Origin of the sequence: uncultured Clostridium sp., assembly GCF_963515715.1 — a bacterium.
Classification (GTDB): Bacteria; Bacillota; Clostridia; order Clostridiales; family Clostridiaceae; genus Clostridium_AW.
This window is the reverse complement of record NZ_CAUPZS010000002.1, coordinates 128,431-154,397: the sequence shown is the minus strand read 5'-3', so window position 1 is coordinate 154,397 and position 25,967 is coordinate 128,431. Positions and strand designations below refer to the sequence as shown.

General features: G+C 32.1%; 27 protein-coding genes. 2 read left to right on the top strand and 25 right to left on the bottom strand.

Annotation, left to right across the window (positions count from 1 at the left end; translation table 11 throughout):
• Nucleotides 1-24 precede the first annotated feature (24 nt).
• Nucleotides 25-804, bottom strand: coding sequence for an ABC transporter permease subunit (locus RYO54_RS02810; protein ID WP_315115434.1), 780 nt, complete (start codon nt 802-804; stop codon nt 25-27).
• 329 nt (nt 805-1,133) lie between these two features.
• Between RYO54_RS02810 and RYO54_RS02805 the strand changes: the two genes are divergently transcribed.
• Nucleotides 1,134-2,024, top strand: coding sequence for a LysR family transcriptional regulator (locus tag RYO54_RS02805; protein ID WP_315115432.1), 891 nt, complete (start codon nt 1,134-1,136; stop codon nt 2,022-2,024).
• Nucleotides 2,025-2,049: 25 nt separating this feature from the next.
• Here the strand turns inward: RYO54_RS02805 and RYO54_RS02800 are convergent, their stop codons facing one another.
• The 11 genes from RYO54_RS02800 to RYO54_RS02750 all read right to left on the bottom strand — a co-directional run bounded on the left by RYO54_RS02800 (nt 2,050) and on the right by RYO54_RS02750 (nt 12,763).
• On the bottom strand, nt 2,050-2,577 hold the full coding sequence (locus RYO54_RS02800; protein WP_315115808.1) for a YeeE/YedE thiosulfate transporter family protein: 528 nt from the start codon (nt 2,575-2,577) through the stop codon (nt 2,050-2,052).
• 14 nt (nt 2,578-2,591) lie between these two features.
• Nucleotides 2,592-2,816 carry a sulfurtransferase TusA family protein gene (locus RYO54_RS02795; RefSeq protein ID WP_216438610.1) on the bottom strand — a complete coding sequence of 75 codons (225 nt, stop codon included), beginning with the start codon at nt 2,814-2,816 and terminating at the stop codon, nt 2,592-2,594.
• Nucleotides 2,817-2,838: 22 nt separating this feature from the next.
• Nucleotides 2,839-3,519, bottom strand: coding sequence for a YeeE/YedE thiosulfate transporter family protein (locus tag RYO54_RS02790; protein ID WP_315115426.1), 681 nt, complete (start codon nt 3,517-3,519; stop codon nt 2,839-2,841).
• A 222-nt stretch (nt 3,520-3,741) separates the two neighbouring features.
• A complete protein-coding gene (locus RYO54_RS02785) occupies nt 3,742-4,980 on the bottom strand; it encodes an amidohydrolase family protein (protein ID WP_315115423.1) in 1,239 nt (412 codons plus the stop codon).
• 59 nt (nt 4,981-5,039) lie between these two features.
• On the bottom strand, nt 5,040-6,467 hold the full coding sequence (locus RYO54_RS02780; protein ID WP_315115421.1) for an APC family permease: 1,428 nt from the start codon (nt 6,465-6,467) through the stop codon (nt 5,040-5,042).
• A 296-nt stretch (nt 6,468-6,763) separates the two neighbouring features.
• Entirely contained in the window at nt 6,764-7,801 is a 1,038-nt protein-coding gene (locus tag RYO54_RS02775) for a sensor histidine kinase (RefSeq protein ID WP_315115418.1), read from the bottom strand.
• Nucleotides 7,798-8,475 carry a response regulator transcription factor gene (locus tag RYO54_RS02770; RefSeq protein WP_315115415.1) on the bottom strand — a complete coding sequence of 226 codons (678 nt, stop codon included), beginning with the start codon at nt 8,473-8,475 and terminating at the stop codon, nt 7,798-7,800. The genes RYO54_RS02775 and RYO54_RS02770 overlap by 4 nt, the downstream gene beginning before the upstream one ends.
• 24 nt (nt 8,476-8,499) lie before the next feature.
• Nucleotides 8,500-10,671: an ABC transporter permease gene (locus RYO54_RS02765; RefSeq protein WP_315115413.1), complete on the bottom strand. Its 2,172-nt coding sequence runs from the start codon at nt 10,669-10,671 to the stop codon at nt 8,500-8,502.
• Nucleotides 10,661-11,437 carry an ABC transporter ATP-binding protein gene (locus tag RYO54_RS02760; RefSeq protein ID WP_399548995.1) on the bottom strand — a complete coding sequence of 259 codons (777 nt, stop codon included), beginning with the start codon at nt 11,435-11,437 and terminating at the stop codon, nt 10,661-10,663. The genes RYO54_RS02765 and RYO54_RS02760 overlap by 11 nt, the downstream gene beginning before the upstream one ends.
• 483 nt (nt 11,438-11,920) lie before the next feature.
• The gene (locus RYO54_RS02755) at nt 11,921-12,334 is read right to left on the bottom strand and encodes a type VII toxin-antitoxin system HepT family RNase toxin (RefSeq protein WP_315115407.1); all 414 of its coding nucleotides are present in this window, start codon (nt 12,332-12,334) and stop codon (nt 11,921-11,923) included.
• Nucleotides 12,335-12,337: 3 nt separating this feature from the next.
• Entirely contained in the window at nt 12,338-12,763 is a 426-nt protein-coding gene (locus RYO54_RS02750) for a type VII toxin-antitoxin system MntA family adenylyltransferase antitoxin (protein ID WP_315115405.1), read from the bottom strand.
• A gap of 171 nt (nt 12,764-12,934) precedes the next feature.
• Here RYO54_RS02750 and RYO54_RS02745 point away from each other — a divergent pair, with 171 nt between their 5' ends.
• Nucleotides 12,935-13,282, top strand: coding sequence for a DDE-type integrase/transposase/recombinase (locus RYO54_RS02745; RefSeq protein WP_399548993.1), 348 nt, complete (start codon nt 12,935-12,937; stop codon nt 13,280-13,282).
• 78 nt (nt 13,283-13,360) lie between these two features.
• Here RYO54_RS02745 and RYO54_RS02740 read toward each other — a convergent pair whose 3' ends face one another.
• The 13 genes from RYO54_RS02740 to eutM (RYO54_RS02680) form a co-directional block, all read right to left on the bottom strand.
• Entirely contained in the window at nt 13,361-14,560 is a 1,200-nt protein-coding gene (locus RYO54_RS02740; RefSeq protein ID WP_315115403.1) for an FprA family A-type flavoprotein, read from the bottom strand.
• Between the two features lie 87 nt (nt 14,561-14,647).
• Complete coding sequence (locus RYO54_RS02735) at nt 14,648-16,555, bottom strand: acyl-CoA dehydrogenase family protein (RefSeq protein WP_315115402.1); 1,908 nt, start codon at nt 16,553-16,555, stop codon at nt 14,648-14,650.
• A gap of 403 nt (nt 16,556-16,958) precedes the next feature.
• Nucleotides 16,959-17,612 carry a response regulator transcription factor gene (locus RYO54_RS02730; RefSeq protein ID WP_315115399.1) on the bottom strand — a complete coding sequence of 218 codons (654 nt, stop codon included), beginning with the start codon at nt 17,610-17,612 and terminating at the stop codon, nt 16,959-16,961.
• 17 nt (nt 17,613-17,629) lie between these two features.
• A complete protein-coding gene (locus RYO54_RS02725) occupies nt 17,630-18,298 on the bottom strand; it encodes a hypothetical protein (protein WP_315115396.1) in 669 nt (222 codons plus the stop codon).
• Nucleotides 18,295-19,737, bottom strand: a complete 1,443-nt coding sequence (locus tag RYO54_RS02720; protein WP_315115394.1) for a HAMP domain-containing sensor histidine kinase — start codon at nt 19,735-19,737, stop codon at nt 18,295-18,297. Before RYO54_RS02720 ends, RYO54_RS02725 begins: the two co-directional genes overlap by 4 nt.
• Nucleotides 19,738-19,785: 48 nt before the next feature.
• Complete coding sequence (locus RYO54_RS02715) at nt 19,786-20,853, bottom strand: hypothetical protein (protein ID WP_315115390.1); 1,068 nt, start codon at nt 20,851-20,853, stop codon at nt 19,786-19,788.
• A gap of 12 nt (nt 20,854-20,865) precedes the next feature.
• Complete coding sequence (locus RYO54_RS02710) at nt 20,866-21,942, bottom strand: phosphodiester glycosidase family protein (RefSeq protein WP_315115388.1); 1,077 nt, start codon at nt 21,940-21,942, stop codon at nt 20,866-20,868.
• A gap of 51 nt (nt 21,943-21,993) precedes the next feature.
• Complete coding sequence (locus RYO54_RS02705) at nt 21,994-22,440, bottom strand: M15 family metallopeptidase (protein ID WP_315115386.1); 447 nt, start codon at nt 22,438-22,440, stop codon at nt 21,994-21,996.
• Nucleotides 22,377-22,775: a hypothetical protein gene (locus RYO54_RS02700; RefSeq protein WP_315115384.1), complete on the bottom strand. Its 399-nt coding sequence runs from the start codon at nt 22,773-22,775 to the stop codon at nt 22,377-22,379. Before RYO54_RS02700 ends, RYO54_RS02705 begins: the two co-directional genes overlap by 64 nt.
• Before the next feature lie 378 nt (nt 22,776-23,153).
• Nucleotides 23,154-23,279: a MetS family NSS transporter small subunit gene (locus tag RYO54_RS02695; protein ID WP_315115806.1), complete on the bottom strand. Its 126-nt coding sequence runs from the start codon at nt 23,277-23,279 to the stop codon at nt 23,154-23,156.
• A gap of 16 nt (nt 23,280-23,295) precedes the next feature.
• A complete protein-coding gene (locus RYO54_RS02690; RefSeq protein ID WP_315115381.1) occupies nt 23,296-24,789 on the bottom strand; it encodes a sodium-dependent transporter in 1,494 nt (497 codons plus the stop codon).
• Nucleotides 24,790-25,291: 502 nt separating this feature from the next.
• Nucleotides 25,292-25,582 carry an ethanolamine utilization microcompartment protein EutM gene (gene eutM / locus RYO54_RS02685; protein ID WP_315115379.1) on the bottom strand — a complete coding sequence of 97 codons (291 nt, stop codon included), beginning with the start codon at nt 25,580-25,582 and terminating at the stop codon, nt 25,292-25,294.
• A gap of 54 nt (nt 25,583-25,636) precedes the next feature.
• Nucleotides 25,637-25,927 (bottom strand): ethanolamine utilization microcompartment protein EutM, encoded by a 291-nt coding sequence (gene eutM, locus RYO54_RS02680; RefSeq protein WP_315115377.1) that lies wholly within the window; start codon nt 25,925-25,927, stop codon nt 25,637-25,639.
• Nucleotides 25,928-25,967: the final 40 nt, after the last annotated feature.

The following is a 25,967-nucleotide window of genomic DNA, read 5'->3' as shown; positions in this document are numbered from 1 at the left end:
TTTTATCACTCCTGAATTATATTTTCATTCTTTTCCTTTCCAAGGAACAATTTTATTTTCAATAAACTGTATACTTTTGTCTAATAAAATACCTGTAATCCCCATTATAATAATTCCCAAAAATATAATATCGCTTCTCAGATAACGGCTTGAATCCAATACCATCCAACCTATACCAGAGTTTGCCGCAACCATTTCAGCAGATACCAAAGTAGTGTAAGCAACACCTAAAGCTGTTCTTAATCCTGTAAAAATATCAGGTAAACATGCCGGAAATATTACATGCATAAATATTTGCATTTTATTTGCACCTACTGTATAAGCACTATTTATGTAATCCTCTTTTATTTTTATAACCGCTGATACACATGAAATATAAATTGGTGCAAAACAAGCTAAAAATAGAAGTGCAATCTTAGATTCATTTTCAATTCCCATCCATAGAACTAAAAGTGTATAATAGGCTAATGGTGGAAGCGGTCTATAAAATTCTATAATAGGCTCAAAAATTGCTCTAAGCTTTGAACTATACCCACTTGCAAGTCCTAAGGGAATAGCAATTATCACAGCAGAAAAAAAGGCACTAATAAGTCTATTCATACTTGCCCCTAGATGCTCAAGCAGTGTATAGTTTTTATATCCATTTTGCATAATATCAACTAATGCATCCCATACCAATTGAGGAGATGGTACTAGTTTTTCATCAACCAATCCTAATTTTGTGGTAATGAACCATATTACTAAAATAATAATTACTGTTACACCAGTTAACATCCTTTCACCTATTGTTTTTTTCTTCACCATTACTCCCCCTTTCTTATTAAGTTTTCATATTTTAATTTAATCTTACAAAAACTACAATATCAATTCACTAAATCTTTTCACAGTAAAACAAATATAACATTGTTAATTTTATCCCAATCTTCATATTAATTATAATATATCGATATAGGTTTTTATTATAATTATTCGTTATACTACATAACAAATAATTATGTTACACTGCATAACAAATCCTTAAGTTATAAAATTACTAATAAAAATAGCTACTTGTATTCATTTTTATTAGAACTAATGATACAATATAGTTTATTAAAGAATATGGATTATTTTAAGTTTAAGGATGTGACAATGTGAATCTTGAGTATCTTCAGTCATTTTATACAACCGTAAATTATAATAGTATATCAAAAGCTGCTTTTCATCTTCACCTTACTCAACCTGGACTTAGTATGCAACTTAAAAATTTAGAAAAAGAGCTTGGGACAAGTCTTTTAATAAGAAGTAACAAAGGTGTTAAACTAACAGAGGAAGGAAAGATTGTATTTAACTATGCCGATACTCTATTATCTATTAAAGACAATATAGAAAGGGATCTTAAAAATTTACAACAGGATAGGCCAAAGTTACTTATTGGTTCCTGTAAAAGCATAGGAGAGTATGCTCTTCCTTGCACTATATTTGTCTTTAAAAAACTCCATAAGGAATTAGATATAAATATGGAAGTTAATAATTCATATGAAGTTATAAAAAAATTATGTGACCATTCCATTAACATAGGAATTATTCAAGATGATCCAAAAGAAAATAGCCTAGATATTGAATATATAACTTCAGATGAGTTGATTTTAGTTGGAAATAATAATGAAGACATAGAGCATATTACTATAGAAGAATTAAAGAAATTGCCTCTTATATTGAGAGAGGAAAGCTCCAATGCAAGATACTTAGTAAAAAATGCTTTTCAAGAAAAAGGTGTTTTATTAGAAGACTTAAATGTTATTTATTCTCTAAATTCTCCAGAGGCTATTAAATCTTCTATACTAGCCGGGAAAGGAGTGTCATTTTTACCTAAAATAATAGTTAAAAATGAATTAAAAAAAGGTCTTCTTAAACATATTACCATGGATGAGATTAAAATAGAATTTAATTACTACCTTGCCTATAGAAAAAATTATGCATTTGACAGATATGAGCAGATGTTTGTAGATTTTATAACTTCTAATAAAAGAACATTTTGTTAAAAAAATAGGAGGATATAACTTCCTCCTAAATTAAATATTTAGATAAAATTTTAGTTCCTGCTATAGATCCTAAAACAACAAAAATCCAATAAACCCACGCATGTAAAGAAAAGGATGGTATTCCACTGAAAAAACTTCCAATATTGCAGCCACAAGTAAGTCTAGCTCCATAGCCCATAATAATTCCACCCACAAGTGCAAGAATAGTCTGCTTTTTCCCCTTTAACCTTTTTAACTTAAATTGAGATGATAACAATGTTGCAATTAAAGCCCCTATAATTATACCAATATTTAAAATAGTATACTTATTAATAAATAAATTATGATTTAAAATTATATCTTCATATGTATAATCAAATATTTTAAAAAACTCCCATTTATATGCCTTAATACCAATGAGATCTAATATTCCTATACCCCATGTAAGAAAACCAGTGTTTATATGCCATGGAATTCCACTTATTGCCAATAAAATCACATTGAAAATGCCTAATAATGTACCTCCAACCCAGTATGGCCAGGGTTTTTTTAACCATTCAATCATATTTTTAATCATCTCCTATATTATCATGGCTTTTGAATATAAACTTCCCATTCTCCATCCTCTAAATCCACTACTCTTACTAAGTGATTATTTTGCTGTCCCCATTCTTCTACGATAACTTCAATACAACTTTGATCTGAACGCAAAACTAAAATATCTCCACATTGCATTGTTTTTAATTCCTTAACTGCCTTAATTAGCGGAATTGGACACGGTTCATATAGGCAATCAAGTTCTCTTACTGCCATATATACTCCTCCCTCATGTTTTTTAAAATTTTTTATTTTCATACCGACTTGCTATCTTATATAAAATCATTAAAACAACTAATTGAAGTATAACTACAATTTTAAAATCTACATATTCTGGAAAGTAAATTACTTTTGAATTACTAATAATTTTGTCATACCAAACTGAATAATTCTTGGCCCCTAAAAGATTCCCTATTATAAATCCTAATGAAACTACCCATGGAAAGGCATGTCCCTCTCCAATTCTCACAAGAACTGCTGAACTACAGCCTCCAGCAATAGTCATCCCAATTCCAAATATAAATGCTCCTATTGCAATATGAGGACCTACTGAAGTTATAGAGCCTGGAATACGTATATAATCTATGGGATTATTTCTAAGATAGGTATATTGAATTACCCCAAAACCTACAGTGCTTACCATCATAGCCAATAGTAAACCTTTTAAAAGCTTTGTATTTCGCAAAACAATAAAATCCCTAAGTGCTGCTGAAAAGCAAAATCTAGAATATCTTAATACAATACCTAATCCAATACCTATAACCCAGTAACAAACATAGTTATGATTATATTTCCAAAGAAATATGCAGATAGCTAATGCAGCTATAAAAATGCTAATTGCGTATGGAATTTGATTTTTTTGTTTTTGCTTTGTTTTCATCTGTCGCTGCTGTATTAATAATTCCATATCATTAATCAATATATCACACCCCTATTTCATATTGCCATATTGATTGTACCCCATCTTTATAATACTGTCTAGGTGCCAGGCCTCTTGCAAAAACTTGAACATTTTTTGTTAGTAAAATATAAGCGAAGAAAAAAACTTCAGATGATTATTTCTTCACCTGAAGCTCTTATCTTTCACTTATCCTTGTTAACTTTAAAATTAATCCTTACCTTTTCTTTAGCTATTACATTATTATTTTCTTTTAACAAACTTACCTTCCTTCATAATAACTTCCATTTTTTCAGTAGCAATATTATGAATATCTTTTAATGGATTACCACCAATAACAAGAAGATCAGCAAATTTACCTTTTTCAAGAGTACCTGTAACATCATCTATTCTAAGCATTTCAGCACCATTTTTAGTAGCAGCTAAAATTGTTTCCATTTCTGTTAATCCTGATTTGTTAAGTGTATACATCTCAGTAATCGCATATTTTCCGTATGGGGTTAAGCTACTGCAGAAAGAATCTGATCCAACGGTAATTCTGATTCCCTTTTTATTTGCATTTTGTAGGTTGCTAACTATACGATTAAGCTCTTTTTCTGCAGTTGTATTACCTGGATACTGATCATGAATCGCCCTATATGGTGGCTCATATACTGTAAACCATTCATAAAAGAACTGAAGAGTTGGGCAGAAAGTAATATCTTTTTCCTTCATTATTTCCAAACATTCTTCATTTAGCTCTTGCCCATGAATTATTGCAGATACTCCTGCTTTACAGGAATCTAATGCACCACCATAACCTTCAGCATGCGACCAAACAGGCAGTCCTACCATATTGCACTCATCAACAACTGCTTGAATCTCCTCTAAGCAATAATGAGAGTCAGCCTTTGCATCATGCCTCCATATCCCTCCTCCTGTTGACCATATTTTGATAGCATCTGGATTTTCACGAAGTCTTCTTCTTACTGCTTTACGTAAATCCCAAGGACCATCAACACGTTCAGCCCAAGGATGGGAAGCATTATTATAATCTAATGGTAATCTATGAGAGTCACCATGTCCTGCCGTTCTACAGAAACCAAGTCCAGATGTAACTACACGAGGTCCAGGAATAACACCCTCTTCAATCATGTCACGGATATATATACCCGAACGTGAAATTTCGCCTACAGAGGTTAATCCATGTTCTAATGCTTCACGAGCTTGTGCCACAGCAACAATTGTCTTTTGTATAACAGGTTCAAGTATCCAGTCAGAATCATCATCAGTTCTATTTCCACTAAAATGAAGATGGCTGTCAATTAAGCCAGGCATAATTGTTTTTCCTGTAATATGAATTTTTTCATAATCTTCGCCTACATCTATCATTGAACCAGCATATTCAATTTTCTTATCATTCACAAGCAATAGTGAATTTTCTATTGGTTCCTTACCAGTGCCATCAATTAATAAACCACCCATAAAAGCAATTTTACTCATAACATGTCCCCCTAACATTAAAATTATTTAAATTTAAATATTGTAAGCTATTTTAATAACTAACTTAAGGTACTGCTTTTGTTTTCTATCTTTTCTACTTTCTTATTTCTAAATAGCATAAATGTAAGCCCTATTAAAAACCAAGCAACTACAAGAATCCATTCAACAGTATTTAAAGATGCAGGGCTACCAGGAGTAACCAATAGCGCTATAATTATAAACGATGTAACACAGGCTAATGATATTCCAATTTTGCCTCCTGGAACCTTATAAGGTCTTGGAATATCAGGTTCTGTTCTTCTCATACGTAGACAAGCAGCACTAACCATAAAACAAGCAAATATAAATGCTAATGAACTAACATTAGTTAATGGTACTAACATATTCTTACCTAAAAATGGACCTATTATAGTAAGCATTGCCATTAAAGTATTAGCAGCTTTGGGTGTTCCGTTCTTTTTATCTAATTGTCCAAACTTTTCCGGCAACTGTCCTTTACGTCCCATTGCTAGTAAAATCCTAGTAGTAGCTCCAAAGAAAGAATTCATAGGGCCTAATGGTCCCATAATAGCAATAAACATCATTACTTTTGAAAATACTCTAAGACCAATTACTGATAAAATAGTTAAAGCAGGTATATTATAAGTAACAAATTGTTCCCAAGGAACTATTGTACCAAAGGAATATATACAAATTAGATAAAATACACCAGCAGCAAGCAATGCCATACTAATAACTTTACCAAATTTATTCCAATCCAATCCCTCTGCTGCTTCCTCAGCTTGTTGTGGTATAGTATCAAATCCTGCATAAAAAAATGGTGTCATAACTAAAACCGGAAGAATACCCATCCATATACTTTTACCTGAAGCTGCTCCCTTATATATAGGTTGCATGTTGCTAGGACCTCCTCTAAATAAAGAAACCCCCATAGCAATTGCCATACCTGCAAGTAATAGCTTGGTTAAAAACCCTTGAAGCTTTGCAGCCGCAGAAGCACCTTTAAAATTTAATCGAATAACATAAAATGCAAATATAATTGCTATAAGTAAAGTAGGAAGATATACTGTAGCTCCCATAATTTCATACAACGGGAAGACCTTAAGTGCAGGAATAAACTCTCCAGCTAAAGATGAAATAGCAATAGCTTCCCAAGGACAAAGAATACCATTTCCTAAAGCAAGAAACCATCCAGTAAAATATGATGCCTTGTTTCCAAAAGTACGTGAAACATATTCCACTATACCACCTGAAACAGGAATAGCAGCTGTCAATTCACCAAAAACTGCTCCTATAGGAAGTAAAAATATTGAACCTATAACAAATGCAATTATTGCAGCTAAAGGCCCTCCTCCTATAATCATCCAGTCTCCAACCAATAAAACCCATCCTGTTCCAATAATAGCCCCAAATCCTATGGTAAAAAAGTTCCATAGAGAAAGAGTTTTCTTCATTCCAGTTTGTTTAGTTGGTGTAGTATTTGACATTTCTAATATTCCCCCTCTCCTGCATCTACTAAGATGCTAATATATTTTAGTATGATTGTAATTAGTATTGTACTCCTTACTACAATTTCCTTCAACCATATTTTACCATAAATTATCCTCGATAACTTCTATCTACTTAATAATACATGCACTAGCTATGTATATTACACATAACAAAGAAAAAAGTGAATTCTCAAGAATCCACTTTTTCACAGCTATTCATTTTGTATATAAATCTCTATTTATCCGATAGCTACTGTTTCGGGTAGGGTCTGACCCCTTTGCGAATTGATAGATTATTGTTTCACATTTGGAAATATTAGCGATATAATCAACCCCGAGCCGAACTCTGATTTTACATCCAACTGAATTGCTAAATCATAAGCCATCTTGCTCACTAAGAAAAGTCCCATGCCTGTTGCTTGTCTGGTATAAGCACCTCTCATTCCAGTAAATCCCTTATCAAAAATAAATGGTAAATCTTCTTCAGATACACCAGGTCCATTATCACTAATATTTAATATAGCTTTATCTCTCACTTTGTCATAAAATGTTTCAAACTTCAAAATTGAAATATCCTCATTCTGTGAAATGTGTTTCGTACTATTAGTGATTATTTGTCCTAATATAAAAGCTAATCCTTTGCGGTCAGAAAAAACTTCCATTTCTTCACCTATGAATTGTATTTGAAAGCTAGATTCATCTAGTAATGTTTGATAGTCTTCAATTGTTTGTTTACAAAATGCTAGTAAGTTTATAGAATCAAAAATATAATCTTTATGAATAGCCCCAAGTCTTGCAAAATACAAAATTTGCTCTACGTCTCCAAGCATTTGCTCTTTAATATGAAGCATACGCTGTCTAACAAGGGGAGACATTTCGTCGGTACGATTATCCAATACCAATGTCATTAATGATAGAGGCTTTTTAATTTCATGAACCCATCCCTCTATATAATTTTCATAATCGCCCAATTCAATGACTTGATCATTAAGTTCCGATTGATATGCTCTTATAACGCTTCCCATCCTATGGATATACGACCAATGACTCTTAGGAGATGCACGGCATAATATTTCTTCATTCGTCTCATTGGCTTCTAATAAAAAATCTTGAAAAGCTTCTTCTATTATTTTTTGCTTTCTAATTATAATAAATACAGATACCGATATCATCGCTAAAGTAAAAACAATCATTAATCCTACTAACACCTTAAAGGTTTCTGGATAAGCCAGCCAAGCTAAAAAACTAAATAGGATAGTGGTAGCCATCAACATAAGAAACCATTGTTTATAAGAATACAAACAATCATATATTTGCTTTATCCATTTCATGGCTTCATATACCCCCTAAGTCTATACCCTTTACCCCTTATTGTTTCAATTTGATGATCTAAGTCTAATTGACGCAATGTTTTTCGTAAGCGAGTGATATTCACTTGGAGTGCATTTTCGTCTATATATTGGTCCATTCCCCATAAAAGTTCACTCAATGTTGATTTGGATACAATTTCAGGTCTATTCTGCGCTAAAGCCAGTAAAATTCTTCCTTCATTAGCTGATAATAATAAGGATTGAGATCTCTTATACAAAGTAAAAGTATTGGGATCTATCAAAAAACTGCCAGCATCTATCAATTCTGGTTGTCCTTCAAATCTTCTTAGCAGGTTCTGAATACGCGCTAAGAACCTATCTCGATTGCATGGTTTTGTGAGATAATCATCTGCACCTAAATTAAGACCATGTAATTCATCTTGTAACTTATCTCTAGATGTAAGAATCAATATTGGACCAATCCCTTTTAATTTTAGATTTTTGCATACTTCAAATCCTGATTGTTCTGGTAAATTAATGTCTAACAATACTAAATCTGGTGTCAAAGTAGCTATTTGATCAACCATATCATGGAAGTCTGTAATTGCTATTACTTCATAACCAGCCTTTTGCAGTACATCCATTAGTTCTTCTCTCATTAATAAATCGTCTTCAACAACTGTAATCCTAGCCACTTCAGCACCTCCTTCCATGTAAAATTAATCCATATTGGGCTTCCAGCGTAACTTATCAATCTCATGATCTGCTGAACGGGCAACTGCTACTCCATAAATCGCTACTGTTACAATCACAATACACGCAAAGATAAATGCAATAGGATAAAGTGATGCTTGATTTTCAATGTAAATATCAACAAATAAAATCATAGCCCTTATACCAACAGCTCCACTGATGCATGCAAGAGACATAGGTAACAAAAAGGTCCACAACACCTGTCTATACATAGATCTTTTCATTTGATTACATTTTGCACCTAGTATTGAAAGTGTTAAATAGCGTTGTCCAGTCTGTTTCATCTGTGTCAAAAATTGTAAAGATAATACTGTACAAGCAATAATCAAAAATAAAATTCCCATATATAAAAGCGTATAAGTCGCAGTAACAACACCGAAGAGCTGGCGTCCAAAGTTTTGTAAATAACTTTCAAACCTAAATCCTGAAAATTTTAATAAATCTCTAGTCTCCATCATTGGTTTCAGTAAACCTTGCTGATCTTGCATCTTTTGTGGGATTCGAAAATTCCAATATGACACATAGGTTTCTGTATTTATTAATTGTTCAAACATATAATCAGGAACTATAAATGCTGAAAAAATTTCTACTGAACGGTCTGCTACTAATCCCCTCATTGGAATTGATGGACGTATAAATACTTCCTTATTATTAATACTCATCAAACTTTGCTCTTCTTTTGCAGCCTTTTTTAAAATGTTATCTAGTACAGGTATTTTATCTAAATTATCCATAGGCATAAAGTCTGGATTAAAGTATAAGACAATTTCATCTGAATGTAGGTTCAATGGTTTTTCCCCTATAGCTTCTAAAATTCCATTATAAGATGATTCAGGAATGAGATAAGGTGTTGTTGTGCCTGTATCTAGGACACCAAACAGATTAACTGCTTCAGGATTTTCTTTACCAATCTCATAACTCTGAATTTCTCCGGATAAAACTTCATCTTTATAATCACTTGGCAGAGCCATAATAATTTGCTCTCTTAACTTGGACCAATCAACTAATGACAACACCATCCCATCTTCCCTATGAACACCTTGATGTTTCATTTTTCCAAGCTTCAATAGATTTAAGTCCTCTACGTATGGTGCCATTTTTTTTGAATTAAGATAATCCTTAACTTTTGGGTTATCTCCATTAACAGTAAAATCATATAACGAGGATTCTTTTCTATTATATAACCTACTTCCTGAATTCAAAATAGTTGAAGCGCCATTTGCTATCAAAATAATAGATAACGTGATTAAAATAGATGTTACCGCAACAGAGGTAGATCTATTAGCTATGTTCTCTTGAAACTGTCTTAATGTAAATGTGTGCAACCCTTTAGTAGATTTATGCCCAGACAATCCTGCCAATAAACCTAGTAGTTTTCCAAATCCATTCATAAAAAATATAGTTCCTAAACTTCCGAGAGTTATTGCTGCAAACGGAATAATTCCTGCAAAGTCCATAAAATGATATAAAACACTCCAATATGCAATACCTAGTAATATAGAACCTATTAAAATATTGAGTGCATTGCCTTTTAACTGCCCCATATCTTGTTTCTTATCCATTTGCTCATAAAGTAATTGATGTAAGTCCTGATTAAATAATCTTCCACCAAGAATGATTAATGCTATAAACTGGATAAATAAAAAACCCATTATTGTAAAGAAAATCGCATCTGCCGACAAGGTTAGTTGATGACCGACAATTCCCTGCCCCACCAATTTAGAAACCGTTAAGCTAATTATTTCTGCTAAAAATCCGCCTATTAAAATGCCTCCAATAAGTGCTAAGATAGAAGTAATTAATGCCTCTGCTAAAAGTTGAAAAATAAGGCGTTCTTTGCGCATTCCTAACATAAGATAAAGTCCAAACTCTTTGCTTCTCCGATTTAATTGGTACCTATTAGCAAATAAAATTAAGAAAAATAATAAAAACAATGCAAATATATAAACAATTGGCATCCTAGCTAAAAATTTATCGATTGCATCACTTTCAAACTCCTTTAAAAATAAAATAACATCCTGTCTTCCAAGGGAGAGAATTATATAAAACGAAGTCACTGCTGCTACAAGTGTTGCAAAGTAGATTAAATTCTCCTTACGACTTCGTCTAGCATTACGATAAATCAGCCTATAGAACATTTGCACTTCCTCCCCCAAACTGAGATAATAACTTTAAAATTCTTTCATAAAACTCCTCACGAGACTCATCTTGTTTGCAGCGCAGCTCATGAAATATTACACCATCTTGAATAAAAAGGATTCTTGAGCAAAAGCTTGCTGCATTAGCGTCATGGGTAACCATCAATATAGTTCTTTTGCTACTTCTATTAATACCTTCCAACTTATTCATTAAAGTCCTTGCAGAACGTGTGTCCAATGCTCCTGTAGGTTCATCCGCAAGAACGATATCCGGATCAGAAATCAAACTGCGTGCAGCAGCTACCCTTTGCTTCTGTCCTCCAGACATCTGAGATGGGAATTTGTTAAGAATATCCGTAATTTCTAAGAAATTTGCTAACTCATCTAATTTAACTTGTGCTTTTGCAAAATCTACCCCATGAATAGATAATGGTAATAATATATTTTCTTGTCCAGTTAGGTTATCCAGTAATTCAAAGTCTTGAAACAAATATCCAATTCGACTACCACGATACTCAGCTAAATCTTTACTACCAAAAGCACTTATGTTTTTACCATTTAAAAGTATACGCCCAGATGTTGGTTTTATTATTGTTGCAATGCAGTTTAATAATGTAGTTTTTCCAGATCCACTTGGCCCCATTATTCCTAAGAATTCTCCTGGAAAAACGTCAAAACTAATCCCTTGTATAGCTTTGGTTATGTTATTATTCTTTCCATAGTTTTTTTGTAAGCCCTGAACTTCTAATAATTTCCCCTGTCTAATCACTATATAACTCCCCTTTTTTAGTTTCCTATTTTACAGTTTTGCTGAAATGATCCTAGAGTTGATCATTGATTTATTTAAATTATATCAAATGTAGAAATCTAAAAACACTTACAGTTGATGTAAGGTAAAATGATTGAATCACCCATCATTTATAAAGAGCAAATTAAAGCACATGTATCTCTCCCTAACTTACAGGATCAGACACATGTGCTTTTTATTAATTTTTTCTTTTTTTCCTTCATTTTTTCCTTCTTGTATTAAGCTTTTTCCAAGCTCAGTCATTTTTAATTCCTCCTTTACTTTTTCCAAATCTTTTCCGCCTAAAAATTTATTTGCAAAACATAAAAAAGCTAAGTATGTAGTGAAATAGCGACTTTTTCTAGAGCGGCTTCACTACGTACTTAGCTCTCTGTTTCGTACAACAAATTATCTTTGTAGAAACTTACAACTTTAAAAATAATTTGACCTATCCTAATTAAATTACACATATTCTATAACTATTTCTACAAAGGTTTTTAAGTCATTTAAATTGTTGTTTATTATATCATATACTAATCCTCTATCTAATTTTAAATAGTCATGAACTAATATATTTCTAAATCCCGCCATGTTACATAAGTTATTTTTTAGTTCTTCATTAATTATTTTGTTTTCATATAGAACAAAAAATATATCTTTATTATTCTCTGGCTTTCTATACTTCATATCAGCTATGACGTGATTTCCAATATCTAGAATGCACTCGATACTTAAATGTAGAAATCTCTCTGCAGAACCGTATATAAAAGGATCCTTTATATATTCTTCTTTATTATAATTTCTTACAGAATTAAGTATGTTTATATATTCATTTAATTTATTTATTCTTGAAAGCACCACTTCTCTTTTAACCATGTTTTATCCTCCAAAAAATTCTCCCTTTTTTATTCTTTCTATCATTGCATTATCATATATATCTGAATAATATTTAAAATCAAAGTATTCTCTTAGAGACAAGGATTCAAAACCAGCTCTATCATCATCATCTTTAATTACTATACCATCATGGATTATCTCATATTTTAGTAACAATGAAGCATTATTTAACGAAATTATATCCACATCTTTTTTGAAAAAGGCTTTTCCATCTTCTATTATATCTCCTCTTATAAAAGCTTCTTCCATAGGTGGATGATTTTCTTTTAAATATATAGCTATATCAATATCACTATCTTCCCTAGCTACACCTCTTGCTTGGGAACCAAAAATGTATGCAAATTTCACTTCATATTTTTTATTTATTTCAATAATAAAGTCTTTCACTTTATCAATTATATTTTCCATATGCAATCACCGCCAAGTTTTCCTTATTATATAAATTTTAACACACCTTATTATATATAACCATATATACATAAATTATAGCTTATAACAATTTTTATTTTATGATAATTTGTACATACTTATTTAAAAGTTCCCCTACTTTTATTCAAATTTGACTACAAGCCATCTAATATTCTTTCTGCTGATGAAACCTATATCAAGGTAAAAGGTATAAAGCATTACGTGTGGATAATCATGGATGCCTGTAAAAAGTCCATTCTCAGCTACCAAGTGTCCGATACTCGAGCCGTAGGTCCATGTATCCTTACTATGCGTATGGCTTTTGAAAAGTTCAAAGTATTTCCTAATAAGGCTCTAAAATTTATCGCAGATGGCTACAGCGCTTATCCTCTTGCAGGTCAGCAAACCATATTGAGGATGCAACAAGCACAATATTATTTTAAATTCCTTGAACTATATTTTTTCATAACTCACTTTACACTATCTAAAATAAAAACCTCCTATCTATATATTAAATAGATAGAAGGTTCATTGTTATAACATGCATCTCTCCCTAACTTACAGGATCAGACACATGTGCTTTTCATTATTTTTTAATTATTTCATTGACTCTATAATACTATCAGCAAGGGTATCCATTGAATCCCCATCCTCTTCTTTCATGCTGGAGTTTACTGATATATCGCCGTCTAAAATATTCATTTCTTTCATATCATCTAAAAGTTCACGCATAAGCTTACCCGATTGAGGAGCCCATGATCCATTTTCTATTAAAGCGAAGGTACGTTTTTGAAGATTTAATGCCTTCATGTCCATTAGATAATTTAACATTGGTGGATAAATATTTAAGTTGTAGGTTACGGAAGCAAGAACCACATGGCTGTATTTAAATGTTTCAGAAATCAAATAGGACACATGAGTTTTTGAAACGTCATACATAACCACATTAGTCATTCCCTTTTTTACTAACCTTGTTGCCAAATCGTTGGCAGCGGCTTCTGTATTGCCGTACATTGTTCCATAAACGATCATTACGCCTTTTTCTTCAGGTTCATAGCGACTCCACTTGTCATATTTATCTAGCAAATATGCAAAATCATTACGCCATACTGGTCCATGTAGCGGACAGATAATCTTGATGTCGATAGTGCTTGCCTTCTTTAAAAGAGACTGAACATGAGGACCATACTTACCTACAATGTTTGTATAATATCTTCTGGCATCATCGATCCAATCTCTATCAAAGTTCACCTCGTCATTGAATAGCTTACCGTCCAAGGCGCCGAAAGATCCAAAGGCATCAGCGGAAAATAGTACACCGTTTGTAGTATCGTATGTCACCATAGCTTCTGGCCAATGTACCATTGGAGCAGACACAAATACAACATTATGTTTTCCAAAGGACATAGTGTCCCCTTCTTTGACTTCTATTATTTTGCCATCTATATTAAAACCAAACTGATTCATGAACATGAAAGCTTTTTCAGTACATACAATCTTTACACCCGGATAACGAAGGACAATTTCTTCAATGCAAGCTGCATGATCCGGTTCCATATGGTTGATTACCATGTAATCCAAAGGTCTGTCCCCTAGAACCTCTTTAATATTTTCAAGGAATTGACGGCAAACTGACCAGTCTACTGTATCAAAGAGCACTGTCTTCTCATCTAAAAGTAGATAAGAGTTATATGAAACCCCTCTTTCAATGGGATGAACATTTTCAAATAGAGCTAGGCGGCGATCGTTGCCACCAACCCAATAAAGATCCTCAGTTATATTTCTAACACAATACATAAATCTAATCCTCCTTTACGCTAAAAGCACATTATTACGTTTGCTTACTTATAAGAATCACACTTATAAGAATCACACTTATAAGAATTAAACTTCTATAAACATATCTTTTTCTTCACCACAAGCAGGACAAGTCCATTCTTCAGGTAGATTTTCAAAGAGTGTGCCTGGAACTACTTCACCTTCTGGATCACCTACGCCAGGATCGTATTCATAACCACATCCATTACATACATGATATTTCCAAGTTGGAGCAACCTTCTTAGGAACAGCTCTCTTCATCTTCTTCATTGGTGGAGCCTCCTTCTTTGCTTCTCCGTTGTCTAAAGCAGCAGTGAGCAATGGCAATATTTCCATTAAATCTCCAACGATACCATAGTCTGCGTTCTTAAATATTTTTGCATTAGCATTAATATTTATAGCAACAATTGTAGAAGCATCCTTTATACCTTTCAAATGTTGCCCTGCACCTGAAATACCACAGGCAATGTAAAGATTTCCTTTAAATTTTTGTCCAGACATACCGACATAACGATTCAGCGGTACATATTTAAGGGTTTCAGCTACTGGACGAGAAGAACCTATAGCTGCACCAGCTTGAACTGCCAAGTCTTCTATAAGCTTCATGTTTTCTTTTTCCCCTATGCCTAGACCTACACTGACTACCCTTTCAGCTTTAGTAATAGGAGTATCCAATGGAATTCCAACTGTGAAATCATAGCCATCTGTCTTAAGAGCTTCAACAAGAGAATCAACTCTTTCTTTTGGGGTTCCTTCCTTAAAAATCACTTTCTTACGGTAACCTGTAGCAGGTCCACTTTGAGAAATCTTACCTGTGCCCTCTGTTTTCGGCATCTTTCCTATGATACTAGAAGCTATAACCATACGCTGAATCTCATTAGTTCCTTCATATATAGTACAAATCTTAGCATCTCTGTAAGCACGTTCAACTTCCATACCTTTCATATAGCCGCTTCCTCCAAATATTTGAAGGGCGTCGTTTACAATCTCAAGACAGACGTCAGAAGCATATTGTTTAGCCATAGCAGCTTCCATGCTGTAGCGTTCATGATTTTCTTTTAGCTCTGCTGCACTGTAAATAAGCAATCTAGCTGCTCTAAGCTTTGTGGCCATATCCGCCAACTTAAAAGAGATGATCTGCTGCTGGCAAATAGGTTTACCAAACTGAATTCTTTCTTTTGAGTACTCTAATGCATGTTCATAAGCACCTTGAGCAATACCTAGAGCCTGAGCTGCAATACCGATACGACCGCCATCCAAGGTGGACATAGCAATCTTAAAACCATCTCCCTCTTTGCCTAATAGATTTTCTTTAGGCACTTTCACTTCGTTAAAAACTAGCTCTCCAGTAGCTGAAGAACGAATACCCAACTTGTCGTAATGTTTTCCAAAGCTAAAGCCTTCCCAGCCTTTTTCTACAATGAAAGCACTGATGCCGCGAGTACCTATGTTTGGTGTAGTAACTGCAAAAATAATGTAAATATCAGCTTCACCTGCGTTGGTGATAAAAATCTTTTCACCATTTAAGATGTAATAATCCCCATCTAACACAGCAGTGGTTTCTGTACCCCCAGCATCACTACCAGCATTTTCTTCTGTAAGACCAAAAGCTCCAAGCTTTTCTCCTTTAGCCAATGGAACTAAATATTTTTTCTTTTGTTCCTCTGTTCCATAGGCAGCAATTGGATATGCACCTAAAGATGTATGAGCGGAAAGAATTACTCCTGTACCACCGTCCACTCTTGATAATTCCTCAACGGCGATTGCATAGCTTATTACATCTAAGCCCGCTCCACCCTGCTCTTTTGAATATGGTATCCCCATCATACCCATATCAGCCAATTTATGAATTGCTTCGGAAGGGAATTTATTTTCCTGATCCAACATAAACGCAATAGGTTTAACTTCCTCTTCAGCAAACTCTCTGATTTTTATCCTCAAATTTTCATGTTGTTCTGTAGTTTTAAAAAACATAAATACACCTCCGCTTTAATTAATATGATTTTATTTAAGCATATTCTGAAACATCTTCCTTTAAAGTATACTTAAACCATATACTTTTTATTGTATACCTAAAGCGTATACAATTCAACCCTGATTTGAGCTTTTTTCCTGCGGATAACTTGTTCTAAGTCCATAATCCTTTTTTTTCCTTTATTTATGAAACAATTGAAAATTTAAAGGCTGTGAGATTTCTATTCTTCTGATATAATCTCACGGAAATTGCAAAGGGTCTGTCACACCTAGAAATATTTCTAAATATATAATAGTTGTGATATAAACATTAAAAATGGACAGTTAGCACCAATTGCTTTTACTGCTTATGTAAAAGCTTAAAAGTTGCTAACTGTCCTTGGATTCTCCTAAATTCTATATATTATTCTTCAAGCCTATAACCTACTTTAAAAATTGTCTTTATATCATCTTTTAAGTTAAGCTTATCCCTAAGTCTTTGAACGTGAATATCCACAGTTCTAGTCTCCCCTACATAATCAAATCCCCATACTTTCTCGATAATTTGATCTCTGGAAAGGGCAATATTTTTATTCTGTAAAAATAGCATTAATAGATCAAATTCCTTATAAGTTAATTCAACTAGCTTCCCATCTAGCTTTACTATTCTTTGATCATAAAATACTTCTATATTTTTAAATGTAAAGTTTTGTGGTGATGTATTATATCTTCTTAACACAGCCTCTATTCTAGCTACAAGTTCTATTATTTCAAAAGGTTTCACTATATAATCATCAGCACCTAACCGTAGTCCCGTAACTCTATCCAGTACTGATTCTTTAGCCGTAACAAATATGGTTGGTATGTTTTTATTTTTAATTTGAGATATTAAAGTAAAGCCATCAATCTTCGGAAGCATTACATCAAGTAGAATAAGATCAAGACTTTTTTCTTCTAAAATCTTTTTTGCAATGTAGCCATCACTAGCCTTATACACTTTATATCCTACCATCTCAAGATTTATGGATATTAAATCACTTATCGCTTTATCATCTTCTACTAATAGAATACTTTTCATAATTGCTTTTCTCCTATTCACTTAGGTAATCTATTATATAATTTTCGAAAGCTCATAACTTTTTTATTTGCTAAATCTATACTTATATAATATCCTTCTGCTTTATTTTTATTATGCAATAATGTAATATCTATATAGTTATTATAAATACCATCTAAATATTTATTGTAAGTAAGATCTAAATCTGTCAAAACTGAATACTCATTAATATCAATATCTAATTCCTTAAGCAGAGGTTCCATCAAATTTTTAATTTCCAAATCTGATAGTTTAAATACTTCAACTTTGTTTGAATCTGAGTTTGAATCGTTAAACCATTGAAATTCTACAATTTCCCCAGTAGATGAGTCTAAAACGCATGTATAAAAAATTTTTTCATCATCCTTAAACCAGCTTATATGCCATTGTAAACTTCTAGATCTATCGTTTTTAACAAGATTTACGTCTTCCGTGAAATCTGTTCTATCAATTTTAATATTCAATCCTTTATCGAATATATCCAATGCCTTTTTTATAGCATCTTGTCTTGTAAATACATTTGTTGTCTTAGTATTTAAATCTTCATCACCCAATACAGTCTTTTCAGAATATAGCTTATCTTCATAGTGATTAAAGGTTTTAGTACAGCCGGTAAAGAAAACAACCATCAATAATGTTATGACAAGAACTTCAAATGACTTTTTCATGATATAATACTCTCCTTAAAGAAACTAATAAACACCTCTGTACCCTTGTTAAGCTCACTCTCAATAGACAACTCTAATTTATGCAACATGCATATCTCCTCACATATAGCTAACCCTAAACCAACTCCACTTTTAGCTCTATCTCTAGCCTTATCTACCATGTAAAAAGGTTCCTTAATTTTATTTAAGTCTTCTTTAGGTATACCAATACCATGGTCTTTAAAGATTAATTGATAGGTAGATGAATCTTCTAAAAAATCTCCTTTTATTTTAATAACCCCATCCTTCTCAGAAGCTTTTATGGCATTATCTAAAATGTTTATAAAAAGAACTACAATAAGCTGCTTATCTCCAGATATTTTAATATCTTTTACATCAAATTTAACCTTTAAATTCTTACTTTCTATTTTATAGTTTAGACTAGTATAAGCACTTATAACACAATCCTTTAAAGATAGTTTTTCAGCACTTAAGTCCTCTTTCCTAATTAGTATAAGTTTTAATAGGGTAGTATTAAGTTTCTCTAGCCTTTTAGATTCAGAATTAATATAATTTAAGGCTGTAAACCTAATATCTTCATTTATGTTTCCCTTCATAAGCAAATCTGAATATCCAATTATAGAAGTGAGAGGGGTTTTAATCTCATGAGTTAAGCTGTCAATAAACATTTGTTTAGCACTATTTAAATTTTTTAATTCTTCTATTGTATCCTCTGTAGCTTGAGCCATTATATTAAAATTATCCGCTAGAATACCAACCTCATCTTTTTTATTTTTAATCTCTACTCGCTTTGAGTAATTTCCATAGGCTATTTCTTTAGATGCTTCACTTAGCTTGGATATAGGTCTCGTAGTTCCTTTTGCAATTAAATACATTCCAATGGCTAGTAAAACAAAAACTATCCCATCCAGCATAAAAAAGAATTTGTAGTTTTTTTCTAAATCCTGGTAAGCAAAACTAATGTCTTTGGTTAGTCCAATCTTTATTATATTATTTTGCAAGTAAGATTTAGACATAATTAATAAATAGTGGTTTTTATCTACTTCCTTAATAGTAAAAAGCCGTTCATTTAGCTTAGCTTTATTTATTTCATCTTTTGCTATGTTAAGTCTTTCAATAGATCTAGAAAAAAGCAGATTATTATCATCATCATATATTTCCAATCCGTCTTGTGCTATAACATCATTAGTAACGTATCCTGTCATAGCCATAGTCAACCAATCCTTAAGTTGGTTCTGTGAAGCAAGAACTGTATATTTTGTAGAATCTGTATTAAGATAAATAACACCCTCTATTACTTTGTGCTCATCAATGGCAGCTTTTATAGTCCTATCAAGACTTCTTTTATGAATATTTTCTATGATAAATATTCCAGCAACATTGAATATTATTAAAAATAATGTCATTGAGTAGATAAATATCCTCTTCCAAAACTTCATTTTTTCACCTTTATCTTAATTATTTTATCCCCTAATTATATTACTAATTTACTTTAACGGACTTAGAATAAGATTGTCTTCGTGTGATGAAAGTATACCACTATCATTCATAGTTATAAATTTACCTTTGAAAGTTACTTTAGTTTTATTTTGAAGATTTTCCGCAATGCCTTTAAGATTATCAATTGCATATATCTTTCCTGAATTCAATATATGCAAATTATCTTCTGAGACAGGATTTTCAATACTTAAACTAGTCCAAGTATCTTCATTTGAAGTTTCATCAAAAGTCTTTTTTAAAATTTTGGTAATCATATTATTTTCTAATTCTCCAATAAATGCAGTATCACTTTTGTCCACATAGAGAAGCTTTAGGTTTTCACAGCCATCAATCTCTATTTCTCTATTTTTAGATTTATCCGTCATATATATCTTGTTATCATTAAGATCTTCATATATTAATTCATCCTTTTGTTTTAAAACAAAATAGTTTCCCACTCTTGTTGTATTAATGTTAAGCTTGTGCATACCTCCTGATATATCAAGTCTTTCAAGATAATCTACCCCTGTAAGGCTTGATACCTTAAGATACATAATAGTATTCATTGTATTTAACTCAATTCCATCTACAATCGCATTTGATGATGGTAATTTGTAAATTTCACTTTCATTGTTATAGTTTAAAGCTTCTTGCTTAGTGTTATTTTTAGTGTTGTAGGTATATATTTTTATGCCTTTTTTATTATTTTCAACTGTCTTTTCAGAGATAATTAATTTATCTTCGCTATTATGCCATTTGAAATAATCCTCTAAATCTTCCTCTAAATTTAATGAGTTTTTATTTCCATCATATAAATTTATTATATTTAATTTTCCCTCTGAATAATATGAGCAATATTTCCCACTAGGCGATAAGGCAATATTTTTAGCATCTGATTCAAATTTAATTTCCACATTAGCTGATACAACAGGTTGTAAGTTCACTTCTTTAAATGTAAGCTGTGTATCATTTGTGAAATAAAAATTATTCAAATAATATAATATTAGAGTTTGTACTGTAAATGATAATATTACATCCCAAAATAATTTATTAAGTTTTTTCATATTCTTCCTCATATATCTTTCTCCTTAAGGCTCCACATATACCATGTTAGGTATAGCTCTTTCTCCGGTGATGCTTGAAGGATTATTTATTATTTCATTATTATAATACATGTCCGTAGAGCCACCTCCATCAAGGCACATTGCATTGACAGCATCAAGCTTAATCATAATATTTTGTACATCCTTTAGTGTAGCTCCTAATTTTAATCCTTGTCTTCCATCAATAACCAGTAATATTATACTTCCATCCTCTCTTTGACCTATTGCTGTTCTAGGGTTAAGCCCACCTAGAGAGTTTTCTGAAATATAAGGATTGCCATCAACAACAAGAGTTGGTGAAAATGATATAGCCTCCTGTATATTTTTATCTATAAGATCATTTGTGGTAGCTGGTCCAACGTACATTTTACCTTTATCGTCTATGGCAAATACGCAGCTTTCTCTAATATCATATTTTTCTTTTTCTTTCGGATACATTACATTACCTTTAGAAATCATAATACCGCTGGGTATTCCACCTGTACTACCTGTTTTACCATTTGGAGATACATCTAAAAATCCCCCTCCGTTTATTGCAGCAACAGCATTATAATTTTTAGCCATTTCTGATACAGTTTCACCTGTATATCCAAGTTTTGAAGAATATCCCACCCTTACCTTTAAAGGGTCCTTTACTATTAAGGCAATGCCATCAAATTTATTTGTACTTATATCTAATCTTTCTATAGAACTATCAGTATATTTTAAGTTAACTTTCTCACCCTTTGAAATATCGTAGTTTGACTGAGCTGAATTTAATTCTTCGTTATTTTCTTGTATTATTTTTTTAATATCATCATCATTAAAAAAGGTTTTTGCTATATATGTATGGTTTCCTGTGGACATAGATAATCCTACTATGGTATTTCTTACCCTTTTAAATGGACCGTAGAAAACATAGAAGGGAAATGTAATAGCAGTAAATATAGTTTCCAATATCAAAAATAAAGCAAGTTTTTTTAATAAGCTTGTTCTATTTCTTTTGCTATGTTTTCTTCGTTTTTTTTCATCTTCTAACCTCCCTTCGATTCCTAAAACAATATTAACCTTTGGAGGTATCAAAATTATATATTACTTGTTTCAAAGTTGTAAAATCCTTGCATCAAAAATCTTCTATTCCACCTTATTAAGATATTCTTCCAATGTAATATATTTTTCTGACATCTCAGTAGCTTCAGAAATACCTACATATCTTAAATGCCAAGGCTCATAATTGTATCCAGTAATATCTTCCTTTCCTTTTAGATACCTAATTGTAAAACCATACTTATAACAGTTATCTTCAAGCCATTTATAAGCTTGAGTTTGTTCAAAACCTTCATCTAAAGAGGAATATTCATCTGATAATACATCCATAGCTAGCCCTGTGTTGTGCTCACTTGCCCCAGGTTGTGCAACATATTTATCCGCTTCTACACGTCCAGCAGTAGCTAATTTATTATTATAAAGCATTTCCTGATATGAATAAGCTCTATATCCCGACACAGCAAGAAGATTTACACCATCTTCTTCTGCGGCATTAAATAAGTTTTCCAATGCTTTTGCCGCAGCAGTATCCATTTTTTAACTTTAGAATCAGCATATGAAATAAATCTTACATTTGGTATGGTTAATGATTGGGGCACATAGTCTTTCTCTAATCTATTACTTCTATTTACTAATAAAATATTTGATTTTGAGGTGTTTTTAGAAGAGGTAAGAGCTGTATAATTTTTAGAAGTATCTTTTTCAGTAATTAGATTTTCCTTCTCAGCTCCTTTAACCTTATCTATCTTTAACTCATCATTTCGTATAGTTAGTGGTTTAGCAGAATGAGTAAAATCAAATCTTTTGCTGAATCCTCTAGCGGTAATTAAACCTATCCCCAGTAACAAAATAACTAATCTTTTCTTCATATTTTTCACACTCCCTTTTCTATACACACAGTATAGAGGGAAGGTATCTCATAGTTATTTATCACATGTTTCAAAGTTGTAATGTATTAGTAAACTTATTTTTTATAGTTTAATTCATGCTATGAGAATTCCTATAACTTGCAAGTTTTCTACATCTTATCTAACCCAGAAGAACTAAATTCAGAAGCTTCAGTCAGAATTGCATTTGATTGGTAAGAGGAACCTATATGCCAATAAGGTTTGCAGAATAAATAAAAAAGGGTCTGTCACACCTAGAAATATTTCTATTGCGAGACAGACCCTCTCATTAAGTTCTTTTGTAATAAATTTGTAATAAAGCAGCTTATGCTTTCATTTAAAACTTCAAATCTATTAATTTTAATTTTGTATTTCGCTATTCTCTGAATAGCTATCTTTTTTTATTGAAATTATTATAGTAGTCAATAATCCTCCCCAAAGTACTGTTGCACCTATACCGAAGAATATCATTGCATTTAATGTCATTTTTATCACCACACCTTTATTCATTTTCTAAATTAATATTATCTCTCCAAGGCTGTCTACTTATTAAGATAGCTCCAGTAATCCCCATTAAAATAACTCCCCATCCATAAACAAACAATGCATTCAAATTGTATCCACCATAAGGTGTACGCATTTCTGTAATAAGACTTTGTACTAGAATGAAAGTTAAAACAATTGGGTTTATATATTTAATAATTATATCCCACCATTTTCCTATTCCATAATAAGATACTGAATTTGTATGGTCACGAATTGTTTTAGGTTTTACAATCCATCCTACTAAGATAGTTTCTAGTAATCCAACTACAACTATTCCATAATTATTAATAAAGTTATCCATAATATCTAATAGGTATAATCCTGCTCTAGTTGCAAAGGAGATACTTATAATAAATCCAACTAACAAAATTCCTGTTACTACTTTTTTACGTTCCCATCCTGTTTTATCTATTATGGCTGAAGAGATCGCTTCAACTAAGGATACTGCTGATGTTAACCCCGCAAATACCAAACAAGTAAAGAATAATACAGATAGTATGTTTCCCCAGCTGCCCATTACTGAAAATACTTTAGGAAATGCTATAAATGCAAGTCCTATACCATCAGATGCAACTTTATCAACAGATACTCCTTGATTTGTTGCCATAAATCCAAGTATTGCAAAAACCCCTATGGCAGATAAAAATTCAAAGCCACAATTGGCAAAAGCAGTCATAAATGCACTATTATTTATATCTGTTTTTTCAGGAAGATAACTGGAATAGGTCATCATAATTCCTGTAGCTATACTTAATGAAAAAAATACTTGTCCATATGCTGCAATCCAAACTTTAGGATCTTTAACTTTTTGCCAATCAGGTGTAAACAGTGTGTTTAACCCTACAGAAGCCCCTTCTAAAGTTACCCCTTTTATTACTATAATTATCATTATTATTAATAGAGCTGGTAATAGTATTTTACTTAATTTTTCAATTCCAGCTTTTATTCCTTTATAACATATAAACCAGTTAACTAACCAAACCAAAGTTATTCCTATTAATATTGGAACAACTATACCTCCAAAATCGAAGGGTGATGATGATAAATTTAATACTTCATTATAAAAATAACTGTTAGTGTCAGTTCCCCATACCTTTTTAAAGCTTAATGTTAAGTACTTTATAGCCAAGCTCAAAATCATTGAATAATAGCATAAAATCATAACTGCACTAATTATAGGCCACCAACCAAGCCATTCCCACTTTTTATTTGCTCTTGCTATTGCTAGTGGTGTTGAGCCTCTAAATTTATGTCCCATTCCATACTCAAGAATTAATAAAGGTATTCCTGCTGTGAATATGGCGAAAAAATATGGTATTAAAAAAGCTCCACCTCCATTTGAATAAGCTACATAAGGAAATCTCCATATATTACCTAGTCCTACAGCAGAACCAATAGCTGCAAGTAGGAACCCTGCTTTTGTCCCCCATTGTTCTCTAGATTTTTTCATTTCTATTCCTCCTAAACGTTTTATCTGAATCTTCCAAATATTGATATTTATAAATAAAAAAGCCCCACAGTTTATACTATGAGACTTTTTCACCTAGGATATTACAAAAGTCCCATAGTATATCTATGGGACTCCATTTATTTCAATGCAAATAATTAGCCACCATAGATGCAAACGCCTGTCTCGGCGATTGCATCTATAGTAGTATGTAACGTATCTATTATGCAATCGCTATCTTAAGTTAGCTAATAGGAGCAGATTATTCAATTTTGAAACAAATATATTTATTTTAGTATTCATAATAATCTCCCTCTTGGTAATTTTATGTTATTTATCATATCATGCCATTCTAATAATGTCAATATAATTTTAAAAATAATATAAAAAATAAAATTCATTTTTTCTCTCGTTAATATAAAAACAACAGATTTTTTCATCAAGTAAAAACGCCGCTAAATCATCTTTAGCGACGTTTTCATATTTTACATTCTAATTAAAAATCTTATTTTGCAGCTTCTTTTGTTGCTGGAAGAATTACTTCAACTTCACTATGTGGTCTTGGAATTACGTGAACTGATATTAATTCTCCAACACGTTGTGCAGCAGCGGCACCAGCGTCTGTAGCAGCTTTAATAGCTCCAACATCACCTCTAACCATAACAGTTACAAGTCCGCCTCCTACATATTCTTTACCTATTAAATATACGTTTGCTGCCTTAACCATAGCATCTGCTGCTTCTATTGCTCCTATTAAGCCTTTTGTTTCTATCATTCCTAATGCATCGTGTTTCATATTAAAATCCTCCTAATTAGCGTTTTTTATTATGTTATGCTTTAATTAAAAGTCTTATTTTGTAGCTTCTTTAGATGCTGGAAGAATTACTTCAACTTCACTATGTGGTCTTGGAATTACGTGAACTGATATTAATTCTCCAACACGTTGTGCAGCAGCAGCACCAGCGTCTGTAGCAGCTTTAACAGCTCCAACGTCACCTCTAACCATAACAGTTACAAGTCCGCCTCCAACATATTCTTTACCTATTAAATATACGTTTGCAGCTTTAACCATAGCATCTGCAGCTTCTATTGCTCCTATTAATCCTTTTGTTTCTATCATTCCTAATGCATCTTGTTTCATATTAAATTCCTCCTAAATATTTTTTTATTTATAAACATTT